Annotated in this window: 16 protein-coding genes; 9 read left to right on the top strand and 7 right to left on the bottom strand. The window is 74.7% G+C overall.

Features of this window, described 5'->3' with window-relative positions; translation table 11 throughout:
* The first annotated feature begins 67 nt into the window (after positions 1-67).
* From egtA to egtD, 4 genes are read left to right on the top strand one after another with little or no spacing between them, the layout of a single operon-like run.
* Positions 68-1,270, top strand: coding sequence for an ergothioneine biosynthesis glutamate--cysteine ligase EgtA (egtA, locus tag ACQEVU_RS09065; protein WP_433322104.1), 1,203 nt, complete (start codon positions 68-70; stop codon positions 1,268-1,270).
* Complete coding sequence (gene egtB / locus ACQEVU_RS09060; protein WP_433322103.1) at positions 1,263-2,555, top strand: ergothioneine biosynthesis protein EgtB; 1,293 nt, start codon at positions 1,263-1,265, stop codon at positions 2,553-2,555. Before egtA ends, egtB begins: the two co-directional genes overlap by 8 nt.
* Complete coding sequence (gene egtC / locus ACQEVU_RS09055) at positions 2,555-3,310, top strand: ergothioneine biosynthesis protein EgtC (protein WP_433322102.1); 756 nt, start codon at positions 2,555-2,557, stop codon at positions 3,308-3,310. The genes egtB and egtC overlap by 1 nt, the downstream gene beginning before the upstream one ends.
* A 2-nt stretch (positions 3,311-3,312) precedes the next feature.
* Positions 3,313-4,284: an L-histidine N(alpha)-methyltransferase gene (gene egtD, locus ACQEVU_RS09050; protein WP_433334868.1), complete on the top strand. Its 972-nt coding sequence runs from the start codon at positions 3,313-3,315 to the stop codon at positions 4,282-4,284.
* Between the two features lie 295 nt (positions 4,285-4,579).
* On the opposite strand, the gene ACQEVU_RS09045 is transcribed toward egtD, so the two are convergent.
* Positions 4,580-5,125 (bottom strand): hypothetical protein, encoded by a 546-nt coding sequence (locus tag ACQEVU_RS09045; protein WP_433322101.1) that lies wholly within the window; start codon positions 5,123-5,125, stop codon positions 4,580-4,582.
* A gap of 191 nt (positions 5,126-5,316) precedes the next feature.
* Here ACQEVU_RS09045 and ACQEVU_RS09040 point away from each other — a divergent pair, with 191 nt between their 5' ends.
* Positions 5,317-7,617, top strand: a complete 2,301-nt coding sequence (locus ACQEVU_RS09040) for a serine/threonine-protein kinase (protein ID WP_433322100.1) — start codon at positions 5,317-5,319, stop codon at positions 7,615-7,617.
* Here ACQEVU_RS09040 and ACQEVU_RS09035 read toward each other — a convergent pair.
* The gene (locus ACQEVU_RS09035) at positions 7,601-9,727 is read right to left on the bottom strand and encodes an FUSC family protein (protein ID WP_433322099.1); all 2,127 of its coding nucleotides are present in this window, start codon (positions 9,725-9,727) and stop codon (positions 7,601-7,603) included. The genes ACQEVU_RS09040 and ACQEVU_RS09035 overlap by 17 nt on opposite strands.
* A gap of 50 nt (positions 9,728-9,777) precedes the next feature.
* Here ACQEVU_RS09035 and ACQEVU_RS09030 point away from each other — a divergent pair, with 50 nt between their 5' ends.
* Entirely contained in the window at positions 9,778-10,200 is a 423-nt protein-coding gene (locus tag ACQEVU_RS09030; protein WP_433322098.1) for a phosphatase domain-containing protein, read from the top strand.
* On the opposite strand, the gene ACQEVU_RS09025 is transcribed toward ACQEVU_RS09030, so the two are convergent.
* On the bottom strand, positions 10,184-12,364 hold the full coding sequence (locus ACQEVU_RS09025; protein WP_433322097.1) for a glycoside hydrolase family 3 C-terminal domain-containing protein: 2,181 nt from the start codon (positions 12,362-12,364) through the stop codon (positions 10,184-10,186). The two genes, ACQEVU_RS09030 and ACQEVU_RS09025, sit on opposite strands and share 17 nt — an antisense overlap.
* Positions 12,365-12,454: 90 nt before the next feature.
* On the opposite strand from ACQEVU_RS09025, the gene ACQEVU_RS09020 reads away from it, so the two are divergent.
* Positions 12,455-13,021, top strand: a complete 567-nt coding sequence (locus ACQEVU_RS09020) for a TetR/AcrR family transcriptional regulator (RefSeq protein WP_433322096.1) — start codon at positions 12,455-12,457, stop codon at positions 13,019-13,021.
* Here ACQEVU_RS09020 and ACQEVU_RS09015 read toward each other — a convergent pair.
* Both ACQEVU_RS09015 and ACQEVU_RS09010 read right to left on the bottom strand, forming a co-directional pair.
* Positions 12,975-14,189 carry an MFS transporter gene (locus ACQEVU_RS09015; RefSeq protein ID WP_433322095.1) on the bottom strand — a complete coding sequence of 405 codons (1,215 nt, stop codon included), beginning with the start codon at positions 14,187-14,189 and terminating at the stop codon, positions 12,975-12,977. The genes ACQEVU_RS09020 and ACQEVU_RS09015 overlap by 47 nt on opposite strands.
* Positions 14,186-15,649, bottom strand: coding sequence for a bis-aminopropyl spermidine synthase family protein (locus ACQEVU_RS09010; protein WP_433322094.1), 1,464 nt, complete (start codon positions 15,647-15,649; stop codon positions 14,186-14,188). Before ACQEVU_RS09010 ends, ACQEVU_RS09015 begins: the two co-directional genes overlap by 4 nt.
* Positions 15,650-16,020: 371 nt before the next feature.
* Here ACQEVU_RS09010 and ACQEVU_RS09005 point away from each other — a divergent pair, with 371 nt between their 5' ends.
* A complete protein-coding gene (locus ACQEVU_RS09005) occupies positions 16,021-18,039 on the top strand; it encodes a M4 family metallopeptidase (protein WP_433322093.1) in 2,019 nt (672 codons plus the stop codon).
* 81 nt (positions 18,040-18,120) lie between these two features.
* Here ACQEVU_RS09005 and ACQEVU_RS09000 read toward each other — a convergent pair whose 3' ends face one another.
* Positions 18,121-18,504: a PPOX class F420-dependent oxidoreductase gene (locus tag ACQEVU_RS09000; RefSeq protein ID WP_433322092.1), complete on the bottom strand. Its 384-nt coding sequence runs from the start codon at positions 18,502-18,504 to the stop codon at positions 18,121-18,123.
* Positions 18,505-18,618: 114 nt separating this feature from the next.
* Between ACQEVU_RS09000 and ACQEVU_RS08995 the strand changes: the two genes are divergently transcribed.
* Positions 18,619-21,957: a BTAD domain-containing putative transcriptional regulator gene (locus tag ACQEVU_RS08995; RefSeq protein WP_433334866.1), complete on the top strand. Its 3,339-nt coding sequence runs from the start codon at positions 18,619-18,621 to the stop codon at positions 21,955-21,957.
* On the opposite strand, the gene ACQEVU_RS08990 is transcribed toward ACQEVU_RS08995, so the two are convergent.
* On the bottom strand, positions 21,941-22,405 hold the full coding sequence (locus ACQEVU_RS08990; protein ID WP_433322091.1) for a GNAT family N-acetyltransferase: 465 nt from the start codon (positions 22,403-22,405) through the stop codon (positions 21,941-21,943). The two genes, ACQEVU_RS08995 and ACQEVU_RS08990, sit on opposite strands and share 17 nt — an antisense overlap.

The following is a 22,405-nucleotide window of genomic DNA, read 5'->3' as shown; positions in this document are numbered from 1 at the left end:
GTACGGTAATCATTTGTTCAATCTCTGCGTTCGCCGATCCCCGATTCCCGGGGTAGCGTCGGGTCGCATGGCGACCTTGCAGGGTATCCGCACGGCCGCCGACCACGACGCGGTCATCACCGAGATCGAGCAGGCCGAGGGCTATATTGCATCGATCTGCTTCAAAACCGGGCCTCCCGCGGCGGTCGGTGTAGAACTCGAGTTCACGGTTCATCAACGCGACGATCCCGCAGCATTTCTGGATCGCGATCGGCTCTGCCGGGCGCTCGGTGACCACGCACCGGTGACCCTGCGGGCCGACAGTCCCGCGCTCCCGCTGCGCCACGGCGGCAGCGTCACCCTCGAACCCGGCGGCCAGGTGGAGATCTCCAGCCGGCCGCACGCATCTCTGGCCGAGCTCCACGCGGCCGTCAGCGCCGAGATCGAGCAGCTCACCGCCCTTCTGGCGGCGCACGGGCTGGTCCTCGGCGAGACCGGCGTCGACCCGCATCGATCGCCGCGGCGGCTGCTCTCCACCCCCCGGTACGACGCCATGGAGGCGGCCTTCGACCGCCGGGGCAGGTCCGGAAAAATCATGATGTGCTCGACGGCGGGCCTGCAGGTCTGCCTCGACCCCGGCCCCGCGCCCGAGCTCGCCGAGCGCTGGGCCGCGGTGCACGCCCTCGGGCCGCCGCTGCTGGCGCTGTTCGCCAACTCGGGGCGGTTCGCCGGGCACGAGACCGGCTGGGTCTCCGCCCGTCAGCAGGCCTGGCGCGGCATCGACCCGTCCCGCACCCGCCAGGTCGGCACGGGCGCCGAGCCGGCCGCCGAGTGGGCCCGCTACGCGCTCGAGGCGGCCCTGCTCTGCGTCCGCCGGCCCGGCGGCGCCTGGCACGTCCCCACCGGGGTGACGTTCGCGGACTGGATCCGCGGCGCCCTGGGGCCGCCGCCGACGTACGGCGACCTCGACTACCACCTCAGCACGCTGTTCCCGCCGGTGCGCCCGCGCGGGTACCTCGAGATCCGCTACCTCGACACCCAGCCCGGGCGCGCCTGGTTCGCGCCCGCCGCGCTGCTGACCGCCCTGCTCGCCGACCCCGGCACCGTGTCGCAGGTCCTCGAGCTGTGCGAGCCGGCGGCCGGGCGCTGGGTGGCGGCGGCCCGCCACGGCATGGCCGACCCGGTCCTGGCCGGCGCCGCCCGGGCCGTGCGCGAGCTCGCCCTGGCGCGGCTGGACCTGCCGCCGCACCTGCTCGACGACGTCATCGAAGGGAGCACAAGGAATGACTGATCCGACGAGTCGTGGCACGGTGTGGCCGATCGACCTGAGAGACCGCGTCGCGCGGGAATTGGAACGCACGCGGCGGCGCTCCGCGGTGCTGACCGAGGCCGTCGACGACGACGACCTGGTGCGGCAGCACTCGCCGCTCATGTCGCCGCTGGTGTGGGACCTCGCCCACATCGGCAACCAGGAGGAGCTGTGGCTGGTGCGCGACGTCGGCGGCCGCGAGCCGGTCCGCGCCGACATCGACCACCTCTACGACGCCTTCAAGCACGCGCGCCGGGACCGGCCGGCGCTGCCGCTGCTCGGGCCGAAGGAGGCCCGCGCCTACGTGGCGGCCGTGCGCGACAAGGCGCTCGACGTGCTGGATCGCGTACCGCTGGAGGGAAGAAGGCTCACCGAGGACGGCTTCGCCTTCGGGATGATCCTGCAGCACGAGCAGCAGCACGACGAGACCATGCTGGCCACGCACCAGCTGCGCGCGGGCGGGCCGGTGCTCTCCGCGCCGCCGCCCCCGCCGTCCACTGTGGAGGTCCGCGGCGAGGTGCTGGTGCCGGCCGGCCCGTTCACCATGGGCACGTCGACCGAGGCCTGGGCGCTGGACAACGAGCGGCCGGCGCACGTGGTCGACGTCCCGGCGTACTTCATCGACGCCGCCCCGGTCACGAACGCCCAGTACGCCGAGTTCGTCGACGCCGGCGGCGCCCCGCCGCTGCACTGGTCCCGCGACCCCGGCGGCTGGCTGGCCACCGAGTTCGGCCGCACCGCGCCGATCGTGCCCGATGCGCCGGTCGTGCACGTGTCGTTCCACGAGGCGAGCGCCTACGCCGCGTGGGCCGGCCGGCGCCTGCCGAGCGAGGCGGAGTGGGAGAAGGCGGCGCGGTGGGACCCGGCGACGGGCCGCTCGCGGCGCTACCCGTGGGGCGACGAGGACCCGGGCCCGCAGCACGCCAACCTCGGCCAGCGCCACCTCACGCCGGCCCCGGTCGGCGCCTACCCGGCGGGCGCGTCCCCGCTGGGCGTGCACCAGCTCATCGGCGACGTGTGGGAGTGGGTCGGCAGCGACTTCGCCGGCTACCCCGGGTTCACCGCGTTCCCGTACCGGGAGTACTCCGAGGTGTTCTTCGGCCCGGAGTACAAGGTGCTGCGCGGCGGCTCGTTCGGCACCGACGCGTCGGCCTGCCGGGGGACGTTCCGCAACTGGGACTATCCGATCCGGCGGCAGATCTTCAGCGGGTTCCGCACCGCTCGCGACGCGCAGGCCGAGGGGTCACAGTCCTGGGAAACCGCCTAGTGTGCCGACATCTGGCGTACCTGGGGCCGCCGATCCTCCTGGCGGACCTGCTGTTCGCGCCGCCGCACTCGCTGAGCCGCCAGTCCTGGGCGCCCGGCGACATGCGCGGCGGCGGGACCATCAACGCCGACGGCTTCGGCGTCGGGTGGTTCGACGGGCCGCCGGAGCCCATACGGTACCGCCGAAGCTGTCCACTGTGGAGCGACGCCGGGCTGCCGGCGCTGGCCGCGGCGACCCGCTCCGGCGCGATCCTGGCCGCGGTGCGCTCGGCGACGGAGGGGATGCCGGTCACCGAGACGGCGGCCGCCCCGTTCGGCGAGGGCCGCTGGCTGTTCAGCCACAACGGCCGGGTGGCCGGCTGGCCCGACAGCGTCACCGTCGCCGCCGGCACCCTGCCGGTGCGCGACCTGCTGACGCTGGACGCGCCGACCGACAGCGCCCTGCTGTGGGCGCTGACCCGGGCCCGCCTGCGCGCCGGCGAGCCCCCGGGCGCGGCGCTGGCCGCGGTCGTGGCGCAGGTCGCCGCGGCCGCGCCCGGCTCCCGCCTCAACCTGCTGCTCACCGACGGCGAGAGCATCGCCGCGACGGCGTGCGGCCACTCCCTGTCCGTCCGCGCGGCGCCGGGCGAGAGCGTGCTCGTCGCCTCGGAGCCGCTCGGCCCCGACCCCGGCTGGATCCCCGTCCCCGACCGCTCCCTGCTCGTCGCCACCCCGCAGACGGCGACGATCACCGCGCTGGAAGGTGCTGCATCGTGACTGTGCCGGATCTCGACCTCGACGTATATCTGACCGACGAAGACCTCGCCGCCGCCCTGCGCGCCGACGCCCGGGCCGGCCTGACCGCCTCGCCGAAGTGGCTCCCCCCGAAGTACTTCTACGACGCCCGCGGCAGCGCCCTGTTCGAGGAGATCACGCGCCTGCCCGAGTACTACCCGACCCGCGCCGAGCGGGAGATCCTCGCCGAGCGCGCCGGCGCCATCGCGCGCATCACCGGCGCCAAGGTGCTGGTCGAGCTCGGCTCGGGCTCGTCGGAGAAGACCCGCCTGCTGCTGGACGCCCTGCGCGACCACGGCACGCTCGGCTCCTTCATCCCGCTCGACGTCTCCGGCGCGGCCCTGCGCGACGCCCTGTCCGCGCTGCGCCGCGACTACCCCGACCTGCACCTGCACGGCATCGTCGCCGACTTCGTCAACCACCTGGAGGTCCTGCCGGAGTCCGGCACCCGCCTGGTGGCGTTCCTGGGCGGCACGATCGGCAACTTCACCCCGGCGGAGCGGGCCCCGTTCCTGTCCGCGCTGCGCCACCGCCTCGCCCCCGGCGAGTGGCTGCTGCTGGGCGCGGACCTGGTGAAGGACGAGCGCGTGCTCGTCCCCGCCTACGACGACCGCGCCGGCGTCACCGCCGAGTTCAACCGCAACGTCCTGCACGTGCTCAACCGCGAGCTGCACGCGAACTTCGACCCGTCGGCGTTCGAGCACGTGGCACTGTGGGATCCCGGCAACGAGTGGATCGAGATGCGCCTGCGCGCGCAGCGCCCGATGACGGTGCGGGTGCGGGACCTGTCCCTGGACGTGACCTTCGCCGCCGGCGAGGAGCTGCGCACGGAGGTCTCGGCGAAGTTCCGCCCGGCGCGCCTGGACGAGGAGCTGTCGGCGGCGGGCTTCTCGGTACGCTCGCGCTGGCTGGACAGCGGTTCCCGCTTCTCCTTGACGCTGGCGTCGGCGGCGTGACTGCAGCGGGCGGCGGCGCACCCGCGTCGCCGCCCCGTTGCACGGATAAATCCGGACGCTGGCGCGTCCAGATTTATCCGATATTTCGTGTTATTGCGCGAACCTCAGCGGCGAGTATCGATCGGCGCCCGCCCGAGCCGTAAGCCGGTTTCAGGCCCGCGTCAGCGCCACCGGCCATGGTGTACCTCAGCGGACCGTTCCAACCCCAAGCACACGGCCGCGCGATACAGAGACCACGAGAGGATGTACGAACCATGCGCAACGCCTGGGCCGGCCCGACCCGCGGCTGACGACGTCAGGCCGGCGGCTCGACCGGGCGGCGGTGCCGGGCTGCCACCGGCGGCGCCGCCTCGGGCACGTCCAGCTCGCGGCGCGAGTGGGCAAGGAACGCGGCGGCCTCGCGGCGCGACGGCACGAACCCGGGATCGGCCGAGTACTCGTAGTGCACATTGGCGTAACCCGACTGGTACTGCCGCGGCACCGACGGCCCGTAGGCGTACGCCTGCGGCAGGTGCGGCTGGTAGGAGCCGAGCTGGCGCGCCGCCGGGTGCGGGCGGTTGACCCGGGCCGGCGGCCGGTTGACGATGCTGCGCACCATGCCGGCGCCGCCCCAGATGAGCAGCACGACCGGGCCGAGCAGGACCAGGGCGTTGACGAAGATCAGGCCGCCGAACATCATGACCTTGGTCGCCCACGCCGCCATCACCGCGCCCAGCATCAGGCAGATCACGCGGTACAGCGGCATGTTCCCCGGCAGGAACGCCGCCGCGAACGTGGCGATGCCGGCGATCAGGTAGGCGACGAGGAGTACCTCCGCGCTCTCACCGTCAACGAACATCAAGCTGTGCAACACCTGGTTCCTCCGCTTACGCAACCGAACTGCAACCACGGTATGCGCGCGGATCGTCGCCCTTTGTCATGAGATCGGGCGGATCGGCGGCACGAGCGGGGGACGCGTCGGATTTCTGTCGCGCGCCTCACCACGGCGTGGGCCATGCGTGGCGAGCGAAGGCATCGGGTACACAATGGTGCATGCCCGAGGCGCCCCCCGTCATCGCCGATCGCTACCGCCTGCTCGAGCCCCTGGGCGTCGGCGGCATGGGTCGGGTGTGGCGCGCCCGAGACGAGACGCTGCACCGCGACGTCGCCGTCAAGCAGATCGTCCTCCCGCCCGAGCTGCTCGACAGCGCCCGGGACGTGGCCATGGAGCGGACCCTGCGCGAGGCCCGCGCCGCGGCCCGGCTGAGCCACCCCAACGTCGTGCGCGTCTACGACGTCCTGGCGGCCGAGGGGTCGCCGTGGCTCGTGATGGAGTACGTCCCGTCGCGCTCCCTCGACCAGGTGATGCGCCAGGACGGCCCGCTCGAGCCGCGCCGGGTCGCGGAGATCGGCCTGGCGGTCCTCGACGCCCTGCGCGCCGCCCACCGGGCCGGCGTCGACCACCGCGACATCAAGCCCGGCAACGTCCTGCTCGCCGACGACGGCCGGGTCGTGCTCACCGACTTCGGCATCGCCCGCGTCGAGGGCGAGGGCCACGTCACGCGGACCGGCCTGGTGCTCGGCTCGCCGGAGTTCATCGCCCCGGAGCGCGCCCGCGAGGGCATCGCCGGGCCGGCGAGCGATCTGTGGTCGCTCGGCGCCACCCTGTACGCCGCCGTCGAGGGCCGCTCCCCCTTCGGGCGCGGCTCGGCCATCGAGACGCTGACGGCCCTGGCCACGGACGAGGCCGACCCGCCGCAGCGGGCGGGGGCGCTCGCTCCCGTGCTGCGCGCGCTGCTGCGCAAGGATCCGCGCTCGCGGGCCAACTTCGCGCAGACCGAGGAGCTGCTGCGCAAGGCGCTGCTGCAACGCGACCCGCCGAAGCGGAAGCGGTCGTGGCTGAGCGGCTGGGGCCGCGGCGGGGCGGAGGCGGTGACGCCGGTGCTGCCCGCGCAGCGCACTCCCCCGGCACGCCCGCAGCGGGCCGCCGCGACCACGCCGCCGGCCGCAGCGCCCGCTTCGCCGCCCGCCGCAGCGCCCGCCGCCGCATCGCCCGCTTCGCCGCCCGCCGCAGCGGGCGCGGCCGGGGCGGCTCTGGCCGGAGCGGCCGCGGCCGACGAGGTCGCCGAGGCGTCGACGCCGCGGGTCGATCCCCCGACGGCCATCGTGCCCGCCCAGGCGGCCGAGCCCCCGACGACCGTCGTGCCATCGATTCCGGCCGATGACGAAATGTCCGTTGAATCGGACATGAGCTGGACGCTGGCTCCGGAGCCTGAACCCGAGCCTGACCCCGAGCCCGAAACCGCGCCGGACGAGCCAGAGCCCAAGGCGACGGTCGAGGAAGAGCCCGAGCCCGAGCCCGAGCCCGAGCCCGAGCCGGAACCGGAACCGGAACCGGAACCGGAGCCGGAGCCGGAGCCGGAGCCTGAGGCGGAGCCGGAGCCTGAGGCGGAGCCGGAGCCTGAGGCGGAGCCGGAGCCGGAACCTGAGGCGACGGTCGAGGAGGAGTCAGGGGCGCAAGCAGCTGCCGAACCGGCCGGCGCACACGACGAGCGCGAAGCAGAGCGCGCCGCGGCGGCGACCGCCGTCGTGGCGAGGCCGCTCGCCGCTGCGCCGCGGCCCGACGTCATCGAGTCGGCGCCGCCCGGTGAAGGCGGCGGGCGCAACCGGACCGGGCTGCTCGTCGGCGCAGTGGCCGCGGCCCTCGTCGTCGCGCTGCTCGTCTGGCTCGCCGTGAGCTCCGACGACCGGGACGAACCGAAGCCGCCGCAGGCCGGCCCCGCGCAGACGACCGCGGCCGCGGCCGTGCCGCCGCCCTCGAGCGCCGCCGCGGCACCGTCCAGCGCGGCGCCGAGCTCCCCCTCCGGCGGCGGGGCGGCCAGCCCGTCGGCGCCGCAGACGCAGGGGTCGCTGCCGCCGCTGCCGGAAGGGTGGATCGACTACCACGATCCGAGCGGGTTCTCCGTGTACGTGCCGGCGGGGTGGCGGCAGTCCAAGGAGGACGGGATCGTGTACTTCCGCGGCGACGGGCGCACGCTCGGCATCGACCAGTCCGACGACCCGCGGCCCGACCCGGTCGCGGACTGGACGGCCCAGGAGCAGTCGCGGGTCAGCAGCGGCGACTTCCGCAACTACCACCGGGTCCGGCTCGAGCCCGCCGACTACTTCATCAAGGCGGCCGACTGGGAGTTCACGTTCGACGGCAGCTCGACCCGCCAGCACGTGAACAACCGGGGCGTGGTCGCGACGCCGAAGAAGGCGTACGGGTTCTGGTGGCAGACCGCGGACTCCGACTGGGACAAGGCGAAGCCGGATCTCGAGCTGGTGTTCGCCAGCTTCAGGCCGAAGCAGTAACCGACGCCGCCGGGCCCAGCAGCGACGGCTGGAGGCGGCGGGCCGCGTCCAGGTGGCCGCCCGTCCACACCAGGCGGGGTGTCGCCCCGGGCGGGTCCGCCGGCGCGGTGTCCGGGGGCAGCGGGTCCGGGACCGCCGAGGTGCCGGTGAGGGCGGCGGCGAGGGCGTCGTACCAGCCGGCGACCTCCGAGCCGGTCTCGCGCAGGCGGGCGCGGTCCTCGGCCTGGGCGGCGGCGCCGTCGCGGGCGCCGTCGGCGCGCGACCACAGGTCGACGATCGCGTCGGCGGCCAGGCGCAGGCCGACCACCCCGCCGACCAGGCGGCTCACGTCGGTCATCGGGACGGGCTTGGCGCCGCGCTCGCCGAGGTACGTGCGGAAGGCGTCGTCCATGCGCCGCCCGGCCGCGGCGGCGCGCACCGCGGACGGGCGCGGGGGCGGCCCCCCGGCGACGCCGTAGTCCACGGCGGCGCGCAGGTAGTCGGCGCTGCCGGCGTACGCCTCGGCGAGGGCGACGTTGAGGGCCCGGCCGGCGCCGCGCGGCCACAGCAGCAGGCCGACGGCGAGGCTGACGGCGCAGCCGAGGGCGACGTCCTCGAGCCTGACGAGGCCGACCCGCCAGCCGGTCGGGTCGATGAGGTTGAACAGCACGAACAGCACGACGGTGAACGCAGCCTGGCCGGCGGCGAAGGAGACGACCGCGGGCGCGAGGCCGGCCAGGAGGATCGCCGGGGGCAGCAGGGCCCAGGCGATGAGGCGGTTGGGGCCCATCACTGCGATGAGCGCGCCGCCGGCGATGATGCCGGCGAACGTGCCGAGCACGGCCCGCAGCACGGTCTGGCCGGTGTTGAGGGCGTTGGAGCGCAGCACGGCGAGGGCGCCGAGCACGACCCAGAACGCGTGCTCGACGCCGGTGAGCCGGGCGGCGAGCACGGCCAGGGCGAGGCCGGCGGCGGCGCGGATGCTGTTGTGCAGCCAGACCGAGTGGGCCTCGAGGTGGGCGGCGGCGCGCTCGCGGGCGGCGGCGAGCGGGCCGCCGATGCCGCTGGGCTGCCATCCGAGGAGCCGCTGCGGCAGGGTGCGCCGCTCGGCCAGCGCGGCCACCTCGATGTTCGCGGCGATCGCCCCCGCCGCGAAGCCGATCTCCTGGGCCCGGAAGCCGGCCCGGACGCCGCCGTCGGAGACCGTGCCGTCCTCCACCGCGTGCGCCTCCGCGCGCAGAGACTCCAGGGCGGCGTGCAGCGTGGCCGGGTCGCCGGAACGGGACTCCAGCAGCTCCGCGCCCTCGCGCAGGGCCAACGCGGCGCCGAAGCGGACCCGGCACGGGCCGGTCGGGCCGGGGGCGCCGCCGGCCGCGATGACCGCGGACAGCCAGGTGAGCTCGTCGACCAGGCGGACCAGGGCGCGGTCGCCGGTGCTGAGGCCGGTCGGGCGGTACGGGGAGCCGTAGAAGTCGTGCTTCAGCGCGGCGATCACCGAGGCGGCCCGCGCGCAGGCGGCGTCCACCTCGTCCGGTGTGCCGCCGGGCAGGTCCAGCGCCGCGGCCACCTCGTTGCGCAGCCGGTCGGCCAGGGCGTGGCAGGCCTCGACGATCCGGGCCCGCAGCGGCGAGCGCACCGGCGCCGGCCAGAGCACCAGGATCGCCACGATGCTGGCCGCGGTGGCCAGGCCCCAGCCGGCCAGGCGCGTCGGGATCGCCGACGGCGGGGCGGGCAGGGAGGAGGACAGGATGAAGGGCAGCAGGAGGGCGGTCGTGGCGCCGGCCAGCACCGAGCTCACGACGCCGGCGAAGAAGACGGCGAAGGCCAGCACCGCGGTGGTGAGGGCGGCCAGCCAGGTGATCGGGGCGACCAGCGTGCCCAGGGCGATGAAGGCCGCGCCGGCGACGCCGAGGCCGGCCTGGGCCCGGACGCGGTCGGCCATCGGGCCGGTGAAGTCGGCGAACAGCAGCAGGGCGAAGCAGCCGAAGGCGGCGTACGTGGCCACCGTCGGGTTGCCGATCACCCCGATGGCCACCCCGAAGACGACGGGGGTGACGACGGCCGTGCGGGCCGCGCGGCGCAGGACGGTCAGGCCGGCGTCGCGGCGCCGGAGCCATTCGAGGGGAGCCACCGCTGCATCCGATCACGCCGGGCGGCCGGCCGCATCGCTATCGTGATCGGATGTGGAATGCCGACGAGCCCGGCGTGCTGCGGCTGCCGTCCGGACGCCTCATCCGCGGTCGCGGCCTGCGTAACCCGCCGCCGGACACGGACCCGCAGTTCGGCCTGTACCTGCTGGGCCGGGACCGGGCCTTCGAGTGGCCCTCCCGGTGGGTGCGCTGGCCCGACTTCTGGCTGCCGGCCGACAAGGCGGCGGCCGCCGCGGCGTTCGCCGAGGCGCTGCGGCGGGCCGGGGACGAGCGGGTGGAGGTGGCCTGCGGCGGGGGCCGGGGCCGCACGGGCACGGCCCTGGCCTGCATCGCCGTGCTCGACGGCGTGCGGGCGGGCGAGGCGGTCGCGTACGTGCGCCGGCACTACCACCCGCACGCCGTCGAGACGCCGTGGCAACGGCGCTACGTCGAACGGTTCAGTTCGCGGCCTTGATCAGCTCGGCGAGGGCGTCGGGGCCGAACGCCTCGCCCGCGAAGGCGATCACCCGCTCCAGCGGCATGCTCGCCATGAGGCTGAACATCGACGGGTCGACGACCGTGCGGGCCATGACGCCGCCGTCCCCGCCGGAGCCGGCGAGCGCGGCGAACGCCTCGGTCAGCACCTGCGAGCCGCGCGGGTCGGCGAACCACTCCGCGATCGTGGACTCGGCGGTGAGGGCCCGGCGCTCGTCGTCGCCGGCGACGGCGACCGTCGCCGTCGCCCGGATGTCGCGCGAGGAGGCGCCGACGGCGACCGTGTACTCGCCGGCCTCGACGACCCAGCGCCTCAGCTCGATGTCCCAGTACGCCAGGTCGCCGTCCTCGACGCGCAGCACCACCTCGGCCGAGGCGCCCGCGGCGACCGGCACGCTCGCGAACGCCTTGAGCTCCCGCGGTGCGCGGCGCACCCGCGAGACGGGCAGGGCGGTGTACACCTGCACGACCTCGCGACCGTCCCGCGCACCGGTGTTGGTCACGGTGACCCGCACCTCGAGCCCGCCGTCCACGGTGGACACCGCGAGGCCGGAGTACTCGAACGTGGTGTACGACAGCCCGAACCCGAACGGGTAGGCCACGTCCTGCTCCCGGGCGTCGAAGCCGCGGTACCCCACGTGGATCCCCTCCCCGTAGCGCACGTGCCCCTGCTCGCCCGGGAAGTCCAGGTGCGACGGGTGGTCGGCGAGGCGCAGCGGGATCGTCTCGGCCAGCCGCCCCGACGGGTTCACGACGCCGAAGAGCACGTCGGCGATCGCCCCGCCGCCGGCCTGGCCGAGCAGCCAGCCCTCGACGAGCGCGGGCACGGCCGCGTCCCACGGGCCGGTGCGCACGACCGCGCCGTTGGACAGCACGACGACGGTGCGCGGATTCGCCGCCGCGACCCGCTCGATCAGCGCGAGGTGGGCCGCCGGCAGCTCCAGGCCGGTGCGGTCCGAGCCCTCGGTCTCCTCCTCGGAGCCGGCGAACACGATCGCCACCGAGCACGCGCGGGCCAGCGTCGCGGCCGCCTCGGGGTCGTCGTATCCGGGCGCGAAGCGCACGTCGCCGCGGGCGAGGGCGGTGATCTCGTCGAGCGCGTTGTCCAGCTTCGTGGGGTTGATGAGCGAAGAGCCGCCGCCCTGGTACCGCGGGTTGCGCGCCTGCTCGCCGATGACCGCGACGGCGGGCTCGTCCGGCGACAGCGGGAGCAGCCCGCCCTCGTTCTTCAGCAGCACGATCCCCCGCCCGGCCGCCTCGCGGGCGAGCGCGTGGTGGGCCTCGACGTCGTAGGTGGCGCCCGGCGTCGCCGCGGTCACGGCCCGGCGTACCAGGGACGCCACGCGAGCGGCGGCGGTCTGCAGCGCCGGCGCGGGCAGCGACCCGTCACGGACGGCGGCGGCCAGCGCCCGGTCCCCGGGGTCGTCCGGTCCCGGCATCGTCAGGTCGAGCCCGGCCCGCACCGCCTCGACGCGGTCGACCACGGCGCCCCAGTCGGACACGAGCACGCCCTCGTAGCCCCACTCGCCGCGCAGCACCTCGGTGAGCAGCCAGTGGTGCTGGCTGGCGTACACCCCGTTGATCCGGTTGTACGAGCACATGACCGTCCACGGCCGCGCCCGCTGCACGACCCGCTGGAACGCGCGCAGGTACAGCTCCCGCAGCGTGCGCTCGTCGACGTCGGCGCTGACCCGCATGCGGTCGGTCTCCTGGCTGTTGATCGCGAAGTGCTTGAGCGACGCGCCCACGCCGCGGCTCTGCAGGCCGGCGACCCACTCGGTGGCCAGCACGCCGGTGAGGATCGGGTCCTCGGAGAAGTACTCGAAGTTGCGCCCGCCCAGCGGGGTGCGCTTGAGGTTGATGCCGGGGCCGAGCAGCACGGCGACGTCCATCGCCCGGCACTCCTCGCCCAGCGCCTCGCCGACGCGCCGCAGGAGGTCCGGGTCCCAGGTCGAGCCCATCGCGACCGCCGGCGGGAAGCAGGTGGACGGCTCGCTGTCCAGCAGGCCGTGGCCCTCGCCGGCGACCTGCTTGCGCACGCCGTGCGGGCCGTCGGTGACCATCACCGCGGGCACGTCGCCGACGGCCCGGGTGTGCCAGAAGTCGGCGCCGCTGGTGAGCGCGGCCTGCTCCTCGATGTCCATCGCACGGCCCCTTACTGAGTACCTAGTAAGTAATAGATAGCCGGTAACATAGACCCGCCCGCGTCGGGGCGACAAGGGGAAGGGGCGCGGATGGCACGGCGCGAACGCTCGCGGCTGCCGGCCGAGCAACGGCGCCGGCAGATCATCGAGGCCGCCACCGCCCTGGTCGCCGAGCGCGGCTTCTGGGGCCTGTCGATGCAGGACGTCGCCGACGCGTGCGGGCTGACCGTGCCGGGGCTGCTGCACCACGTCGGCTCCAAGGACGGGCTGCTCATCGCCGTGCTCGAGCACCGCGACGCGGAGGACCGCCGGGCGGTCGGCGACCCGCCGCCGGCGGACGTGCGGGCGCTGTGCGCGGCCCTGGTGCGCCGCAACGCCACCCAGCCGGAGATCGTGCGCCTGTTCGCGGTGCTCGCCGCGGAGTCGCTCGCGCCCGACCACCCGGCCCACGACTACTTCGCGCGGCGGCAGCGGACGGTGCTCGAGTCGCTGACCGAGCTGGCCCGGCCCGTCGCCGCGCGCCCGGAGGCGCTCGCCCGGCAGATCGTCGCCACGATGGACGGGCTGCAGCTGCAGTGGCTGCGCGCCCCGGACGAGACCGACCTCGTCGCTATGTGGGAGGCGGCGGCGGAGTCGCTCTTCGGCGCAGCGGGGTGAACAGGGCGGCCAGCGCCGTCGCGGTGATGATCGCGCCGGCCACGGCGAGCGTGTCGCGCACGCCGGCGTGCTTGGCGGCGAACGTCAGCACCGTGTCGCCGGCCGGGGCGAGCACGAGCTGCAGCGTCCAGAACGCCGCGGTGACCCGGCCGAGCAGGTGCGCGGGCGTCACCTCCTGGCGCAGCGACATCGAGGCGATGCCGGCGACGCCGGTGCACAGCGTGACCCCGGCGGCGAGCGCGGCGACGGCCGGCACGTGGGTCGCCAGGCCGATGCCGGCGACGATGCACCCGCACAGCGTGTAGGCGCCGATCCAGGTCGCGCCGAAGCCGACGCGGCGGCGCAGCGGGGCGACGGCGGCCGCGGCGACGGTACTGCCGACCACGCCGGCGGTGAGGACGAGGCCGATGACCGAGTCCGGCTGCCGCAGGCCGTAGATGAGGTGGTACACGATCACGTCGTTCAGGCTCGACGTGAAGAAGATCAGGATGGCGAGCAGCACCGTCAGCGTGAGGATCACCGGGTGCCCGCGGATGAAGCGCACGCCGGCGCCCAGGCCCCGCTCGACGCCGCCGGGCGGGTTGCGCAGGCGCACGAGGTACAGGCCGATGGCGGAGAACGCGAAGGACACCGCGTCGATGCCGATGGCCGCGGCGGGGCCGGCGGCCTGCGAGATGAACCCGGCGAGGGCCGGTCCGGCCAGCCACGCGACGGAGTAGGTGCCGTAGAGCAGGCCGTTGGCGTCGTTGATGCGGTCCTTCGGCACGAGCGCGGGCACCACGGTGACGTAGGTGACCTGGAAGACCATGGAGAACACGGCGGCGGCGGGCAGCACGACGTACAGCAGCCAGGGCTGCGGCCCGGCCAGCCACGCCAGCGGCACGGAGCCGAGCAGCACGAACCGCGCGGCGTCGCAGATGCGCAGCACGGTGCGCCGGTCGAAGCGGTCGGCGATCATCCCCGCGGCGATCCCGGTCAGCAGCGTCGCGATCGCCTCGAGCGCGCGGATCCAGCCCACGCCGGTGATGGAGATCGCGCCGGTACGCATGATCAGCGGCACGGCGGCGAAGGTGCACGCGTCGCCGAACGCCGACAGCGTCTGCACGCCGAGGAAGATCGCAACGTCGCGGTCGCGCCAGAGCGCCTTCCGCTTCGGCGTCTCGCTCACGCGTTCAGCAGGCGGGCGATCGCGTGGCGGGGCAGGTCGATGAGGCGGGCCTGGGCGTGGTCGGACCCGGTGAGGGCGGCCGCGCGGGCCTCGGCCTCGTCGCGCGACAGCCCCGGATCGGCCTGCTGCAGTGCTCCCCGTAGCACGTTGGCGACCTTACCGTGGGCGTGCGTCAGGAGCCACCCCGCGACGTCGGGCCGCTCGGGGGCGCGCAGGGTCGCCTCGACGGTCGCCCGGGTTGGGCCGGGGGTGCTTCGGCGCAGGCGGAGGTCGTACTTCGCGCCGACGAGCGCCCGCAGCGCGCGCTGGGACTGCTCGTCGCGCAGGTCGGGGTGGTTGTTCGGCACGAGCAGCGTCGCCCTCGGCACGTTGAGCGCGAGCAGCACCCGGGCCAGCCACGGGCCCGGGTCGGCGCCGAGGTCGACGGTGACCTCGTCGGCGCGCAGCGGCCCGCCGCCGAGGATGCGGGCCGGGCCCCGGACGGATTCCATTGCTTTGGGGTCAGCCTCCAGGGACTGCTCGCCGTGGGTGTAGATGTTGGCCGAGCCGGCCAGGCGGTCGAGGCGGCGGTCCAGGACCTGCCAGGTGTGCGGGGTGGGGCGGCAGACGTAGAGGTCGCTGGCGCTGCCGACGGCCTGGGCGCCGTGGTAGCGGTTGAACGCCGGCAGCATCGCCTCGATGACCAGGTCGAGGTCGAGCACGGCCCGCTGCACCTTCAGGCCGAGGGCCGGGGCCAGGGGGCTGAAGCCGTACGCCATGACCAGCCGCCCGTTGCCGCGGTCGCGCAGCGCCTGGGCGCCCCGGCCGAGGAACAGCTGCACGCCCTCGGGGGTGTAGGGCGGGTCGGTGAAGACGAGGTCGCCGCTGCCTGCGACCACCGGGGGCAGGCCGAAGCGCAGGTCCGCGTGGTAGCAGGCGATGCCGGCCCGCTGGTCGTCGATGTAGGCGAGCAGCCGCTCGTCGACGTCGACGACGGTGATCGCGACGTCGGGGCTGGCCTTGCGCACGGCGAGCGAGGTCAGGTCGTGGTCGCCGATGCAGATCAGCCGGGCGCCGGCGAGGTCGTACGTGCCGGCCAGCCACTGGGCGCGGCGGCGGGCGGTGCCGGCGGTCGCCGAGACGTGGTCGAGGGAGCGGTCGGCGGCGGGGGCGGCCGCGATGAGCTCGGCCATGCCGTCGACCGCGGGCACGTCGTGGAGGCGGTGCAGGGCGAAGCGTTCGGCGTACCGCGGCCGGACCGGCTCCGCCAGCACGAGCCCGCCGGCGCCGGAGGCGAGATCGGGCCCGGCGGCGCGCAGGAGCGCCTCGACGGTGCGGCGCGGGACGGCGAAGTCGCGGACGAGGTCGTCCAGGGTTGCCGGGGACTCGCTCAGGCGGGCGATCATCTCGCGCAGCCGGCGGCCGGCGATCCCGGAATCCGAGACGACGCCGGCGACCGCATCGATCGGCTCGGGATCCACCCCGGAACCCTAACATCAGTTAAAAGTTAACGAGGAGTAGCGGTACTCCTGGAGATCCGCTACTGAGCGCAAGATTTCCGGGTTGTTTCGCACCCCGAAGTACAGGGTGGGAGCGAGGGTGGGCGTAGGGCATCGACTCTTGTCCAACTCTCGCCGGATGTGTGATCGTCCTGACATCGCTGCAAGTCGATGAGGACGGCAGGCCGGCGCAAGTGACGCGCACCCCGGCCATCCAGACGCCTCGACGTGCGCGTGTCTCTCCATTGGTTCCGGCACACCCCGTCAACATTCCCCGGTGGGGTGGTCGTTGCTGAAAGAAGGCACCCTTGAAGCTCTCACCACGGTTCGCTACAGCGGCCGGAGTGTTCGCGGTGGCGCTGGTAACAACCGGCACCGCCGTGGCCGTGCAAGCCTCGCCCCCATCGCCGTCCGCCGAAGGCGTTGAGGTCTCCAACGCCGCCGCCGCCCAGTCCGTCGACTCGTTCGTCAAGAGCAAGCCGAGCGTCCTGCAGCCCAGCACCGACGACGCCTACGTGCAGAGGTCGGTCACGGCGTCGGGCAACGCCAAGTACATCGCGTACGACCGGACCTACAAGGGCCTGCGCGTCGTGGGCGGCGACTTCGTCGTCGTCACCGACAAGAGCGGCGCGACGCAGTACACGTCGGTCGCGCAGACCAAGGCGATCGGCAACCTCTCCACGACTGCGAAGATCAGCGCCAAGGACGCCGAGGCCGTCGCCCGCAAGCAGCTCACGACGGTGAACAACGTCGAGGGCACCTCGCTCGTGGTCTACGCCCTCGACGGCGCCGCCAAGCTCGCGTACGAGACCACGCTGTCGGGCACCGGCGCCGAGGGCGCCAGCCGGCTCAGCGTGGACGTCGACGCGGCCACCGGCGCGGTCCTGAACTCCACCGAGCACGTGATGAAGGGCACCGGCACGGGCTGGATCAACGGCTCGGTGACGATCAACACCACGCTGTCGGGCAGCACGTACAGCATGAAGGACCCGTCCATCACGAGCCTGGCCTGCCAGGACGCGGCGAACAACACCACGTTCACCAAGTCCAGCGACGTGTGGGGCAACGGGGTCGGCACCAACCGGGAGACCGGCTGCGTCGACGCGCTCTACGTTGCGCAGAAGGAAGCCCAGATGCTCTCGCAGTGGCTGGGCCGCAACGGCATGGACGGCGCCGGCGGTGCGTGGCCGATCCGGGTCGGCCTGAACGACCAGAACGCCTACTACGACGGCACCCAGGTCCAGATCGGCAAGAACACCGCCGGTCAGTGGATCAGCTCGGCCGACGTCGTCGGCCACGAGATGGGCCACGGCATCGACGACCACACGCCGGGCGGCATCTCCAAGAGCGGCACCCAGGAGTTCGTCGCGGACACGTTCGGCGCGGCCACCGAGTGGTTCGCCAACAACCCGAACGACCCGCCGGACTACCTGGTCGGCGAGGAGATCAACCTGGTCGGCAGCGGCCCGATCCGCAACATGTACAACCCGTCGGCCGTGGGTGACTCGAACTGCTACTCCAGCAGCACGCCGTCGCAGGAGGTCCACGCGGCCGCCGGCCCCGGCAACCACTGGTTCTACCTGATGGCCCAGGGCTCCGCCGGCAACGGCCAGCCCGCCAGCCCGACCTGCAACAGCTCGACGGTCAGCAACCCGCTGGGCATCCAGAACGCCATCAAGGTCATGTACAACGCGATGTTGATGAAGACCTCGTCGTCGTCGTACCTGAAGTACCGCACCTGGACGCTGACCGCGGCCAAGAACCTGTTCCCGGGCAGCTGCACCCAGTTCAACACGGTCAAGGCCGCCTGGGACGCGGTGTCCGTCCCGGCGCAGTCCGGCGACCCGACCTGCACCGGCGGCACCACGCCGCCGCCCACCTCGACCCCGCCGTCGTCGCCGCCGCCCACCGGTGGCTGCTCCGGCCAGAAGCTGGCCAACCCCGGCTTCGAGTCCGGCGCGACGTCGTGGTCCGGAACGACCGGCTCCATCGGCCAGTGGGCCAGCTCCGGCCAGGCCGCGCACGGCGGCACCTGGAGCTCGTGGCTCGACGGCTACGGCTCGACCCACACCGAGGCGATCCAGCAATCGGTGACCATCCCGGCCGGATGCACGGCGACACTCACGTTCTACGTGCACATCGACTCGGCCGAGACGACCACCACGACCCAGTACGACAAGCTGACCATCTCGGCGAACTCGACCACGCTGGGCACGCTGTCCAACCTCAACAAGGCCTCGGGCTACGCGCTCAAGTCCTTCAGCCTGAACTCGTTCGCGGGTCAGACGGTGACCATCAAGTTCAGCGGCACCGAGGACTCCTCGCTTCAGACGTCGTTCGTCATCGACGACACGGCCGTCACGCTGAGCTAGCTCGTTCACGCTGAGATCGGGGCCCGGGCCGCGCGTCGCCCGGGCCCCTTTCTCATGCGCTCAGGTGGCTCATGCCGGCGCTCAGGCCAGCTTGATCGCGATGCCGATGGCCGGCGGCCGGCGCAGGCGCAGCAGGCGCTGGAAGAAGAAGCCGATCCGCGCGGTCACGTACTTGCGCCGCAGCTGGGCCCGGGCCGTCTCGGTGCCGGCCGCGTCGAGCAGCCGCGCGGTGCCCTCGGCGGTGACCGCCCCCGGCTTGATGCGCCCGCGGATGTCGCACACCGTCACCGTCACCCGCGGGTTGTTGCGGATGCGCTTGACCTTCCAGGCCCGCTCCTCCGACACGGTCACGACCTCGCCGTCGTACACCACGTGCCACACCGGCGTGGCGCGCGGCGTGCCGTCGCGGCGGAACGAGACGAGGCTGATGTACTGGCCGCGGGCGATGTCCTCGAGGACGCTCATACCGACAGCGTACGGACCTCGGCCCTTTCGGCCGACTCCAGCGGTTGACGCGCCGCCTTAGGCTCGTCGCGGCGCCGACTACGCGGCCCGGTCGAGCGGTGGGGAGGGTCCGGCATCCTGCAGTTCCGCATCCTCGGCCCCCTCGAGGCGACCGGCCCGGACGGCCCCGTCGACACCGGCACGCCGAAGCAGCGGGCCGTGCTCGCCATGCTCGCCACCCAGCCCGGCCGGATCGTCTCCGTGCAGCGGCTCATCGACGAGCTGTGGGCCGACGAGCCGCCGGAGCGGGCGATCTCGTCGCTGCAGGCCTACGTCTCGCGCCTGCGCCGCGCCCTGGAGCCCGGCCGCACCGCGCGGGACCGCTCGGCCGTCCTGGTCAGCCGCGCGCCCGGCTACCTGCTGCAGGTCCCGCCCGAGTCCGTCGACGCGGCCGTGTTCGCCGCCGCCGTCGAGCGCTCCTCCGCCCTGCCCCCCGCGGCCGCCCTGGACACCCTGGCCTCGGCGCTCGAGCTCTGGCGCGGCGACCCGCTGCCGGAGCTCGGCGAGTCGGCCCTGGCCCGGGCCGAGCGGGCCCGGCTGGTCGAGCTGCGCCTGACCGCGGTCGAGCAGCACTCGGAGGCGCTGCTGGCCCTCGGCCGGGATTCCGAGGTGGTGTACCGCAGCGAGCGCGCCCTCGCCGAGGCCCCCTACCGGGAGCGGCTGTGGGGTCAGCTCATGCTCGCCCTGTACCGCGGCGGCCGCCAGGCCGACGCCATGGCCGCCTACTCGCGGGCGCGCGCGGGGCTGATCGAGGAGCTGGGCATCGAGCCCGGCCCGGCGCTGCAGCAGCTCGCCCAGGACATCCTGCGCCAGTCACCGAGCCTGGGATCGCCGCCGGCCGCGGACACCGCGAAGGCGTCCACCGCACCGTCGCCTGGGCCCACCACGACGACCTCGCCGTCGTCCGCCACGGCCTCGCCCGCGTCCGCCACGGCCTCGCCCGCGTCCGCCACGGCCTCGCCGGGGCCTGCCGCGGTCTCGGCGGCGGCCGCAAGCTCCGCGGTCCCCTTCGCTTCCGGGGCCGGCTTCGCCGCAGCGCCCACCTCGGCCGACATTTCCGAAATTTCGGAAATGTCCGGCGCGGCCGCCCCCGAACAGGACGACGCGCTCGTGGGGCGCGACGACGAGCTGCGGACCGTCGACCGGCTGCTCGCCGAGGCCGCCGCGGGTCGCGGGCGGCTGCTGCTCGTGTCCGGCAGCCCCGGGATCGGCAAGTCGGCGCTGCTGCGCGAGGTCGCCGCCCGCGCCCGCGGGCTCGTCGGGACCGGGACCGGGGTCGACGGGGAGGCGCCGCCGGTCTTCCTGCCGTGGGCGCAGATCCTGCGCGAGATCGCCACCGCCGACGCCGGGGCGGCGGCCGCGCTCACCGCGGCGTTCGCGCCCTACGGCAACCTGCCGGCCGTGCTCGACCCGACGCTCGGCGAGGTGCTCACGCTGCCGGCCGCCGAGCGGATGGCCGATCCCGAGATGGCGCGGTCCCGGCTGTACCAGGGGATCGTCGACGGGCTCGGGCGCCTCGCCGCGCACGCGCCGCTCGTGCTCGTCGTCGACGACGCGCACTGGCTCGACGCGCCCTCGACCGTGCTGCTGACGATGTTCGCGCGGGCGCTGCGGCGCAGCCGGGTGCTGCTCGCCGTCGGGTACCGCGAGGCCGAGCTCGCCCCCGACGCGCCCCTGGCCGGCGTGCTCGCCGAGCTCGTCGCCGATCCGGCCGCGGTACGGCTGCCGCTGCACGGGCTCGAGCCCGCCGCCATCGCCGCTCTCGCCCGGTCGGTCACCGGCGACGACGTGCCGCCCGCGACGGTGGCGATGCTGGCCGACCGCACCGGCGGCAACCCGTTCTTCGTCGTCGAGCTGCTGCGCGTGCTCGTCGCCGAGCACACCCTGTCCCCCGAGCACGTGCCGGTCCGCGTCCAGGAGGTCGTACGCCGGCGCCTGGCCAAGCTCCCCGGGCAGGTCAACGCGGTGCTCGCGGTCGCCTCGGTGCTGGGGCGCGACGTCGCCGTACCGGTGCTGCGCGAGGTCGTGCAGATCGACGAGCTGGCGCTGTTCGACACGCTGGACACCGCCGTGGTCGCCGGGCTGCTCACCGCCACCGACGACCCCGGGCTGCTGCGCTTCTCGCACGACCTGGTGCGCCAGACCGCGTACCAGGACCAGGGGCCGCTGCGGCGGGCCCGGCTGCACGCGCGGGCCGCGCAGGCGCTGCGCGACATCGGGCTGGGCACGCGGGCGCAGCTGGCCGGCCACCTGCGCGAGGCGCTGCCGGTCCTCACCCCGTACGACGTGGTGCCGGCGCTGGCCGAGGCGGCCGGCGAGGCGTACGAGCGGACCGCGCACGAGCAGGCCTCGGCGCTGCTGCGGGAGGCCCTGGCGATCCTGCACCGGGCGCCGGCGAGCGAGCGGCGCGACGTCGCCGAGCTCGACCTGCGGATCCGCATCGCGTACATGCACCAGGCGAGCGAGGGCTATCTGGCGCCGGTCGTCGCCGAGGAGTACGCCGCCATGGAGCCCCTGCTGCTGCGCCTGCGCGGCCGGCCGGTGCTCGACGTGCTGCCCGCGCTGTGGGGGTACGCCTCGTTCCACACGGCCGCCGGCGACGTGCAACGGGCCGTCTCCATCGCCCGGTACCCGGCCGAGCAGGGCGGCGACGACCCGTGGGCGGCGCTGGTCGCCGAGGTCCACGCGGGCCACGCCGCCTTCTCCGAGCTCGACCTGCCCCGCGCGCACCGGTCCCTCACCACCGCGCTGGCCGCGCTGCCCAACGGCGACCTGCCCGTCTTCCCGATCGTCAACTGGGACCCGATCGTCGGCGCGCACGCGCCGGCGGCGATCGCCTGCGGGCTGCTCGGCGACCACGACGCCGCCCAGGCCCACCTGCGCACGGCGCGCGCCCGCGCGGCCCGGGTCGGCGAGCTGTTCCTGGACATGTACGTCGCGCACTACGTCGCCGTCGTCGCCGCCGACCGCGACGACCCGGCCGCGGCCCTCATCGCCGCCCGCGAGACGCTGGCGCTGGCGGAGCGGGGCGGGCACCCGGAGTACCGAAGCCTGGCGGGTCTGGTTCTGGGCTGGGCGGAGGTGCGCACGGGCGCCGCGGACGGCCTGGCCCGGATGGCCGCCGCCCGCCAGCACCTGGGCGAGGCGATGCGGCGGTTCGGCCGCCTCGAGGCGCTCTACGCCGAGGCGCTGCTCACGCTGGGGCGCCGGGCCGAGGCCGCCGAGGTGGCCGGCGCGGCGCTGGAGCGCGGGCTGCCCGGCCAGAGCGGCTTCGCGGAGCCCGACCTGCGCCGCATCCGCGCCCTGGCCGGCTCCGACGCGGCCGGCGCCCGCGACGCCCTGAAGCTGGCCCGGGAGCTGGGCCACGCCCCCGCCGCCGCCCGCGCGGAGGCGGCCCTCAGCGCGCTGGAGTGAGCACGCGCTCGTAGCAGACCGAGAGCTGCGAGCCGGCATAGACGCCGAAGAGCGGGATCTGGCGGTACCCCTCCCGCTCGTAGAACCGCCGGGCGTCGGGCTGCTCGGTGCCGGTCTCGAGGCGCACCAGCGGCCAGCCGCGCCCGGCCGCGGCCGCCTCGAGCGCGCGCAGCACGGCGGTGGCGACGCCGGTGCCGCGCCGGGCCGGCACCACGTACATCCGCTTGATCTCCGCCGACGCCACGTCGAGCCGCCGCAGGGCGCCGCAGCCGACCGGCTCGCCGTCGAGCGTGGCCACCAGGAACAGGTCCACGTCGCCGGCGGACGGCGCGGCGCCGGGCTCGTGGTCGTCGGTGCCGTACCGCGCGTCGAGCTCGGCCCGCTGGGCCGCCCGCAGCGCCGCCCCCTCCGGGTCGTCCCACGACCGCTCCTCGATCCTCAGCCCCAT

It is taken from the genome of Dactylosporangium sp. CA-139066 (genome assembly GCF_050936175.1).
Taxonomy (GTDB): domain Bacteria; phylum Actinomycetota; class Actinomycetes; order Mycobacteriales; family Micromonosporaceae; genus Dactylosporangium.
The sequence above is the reverse complement of the archived record's forward strand: the minus strand, read 5'-3'. Positions and strand labels throughout refer to the sequence as shown.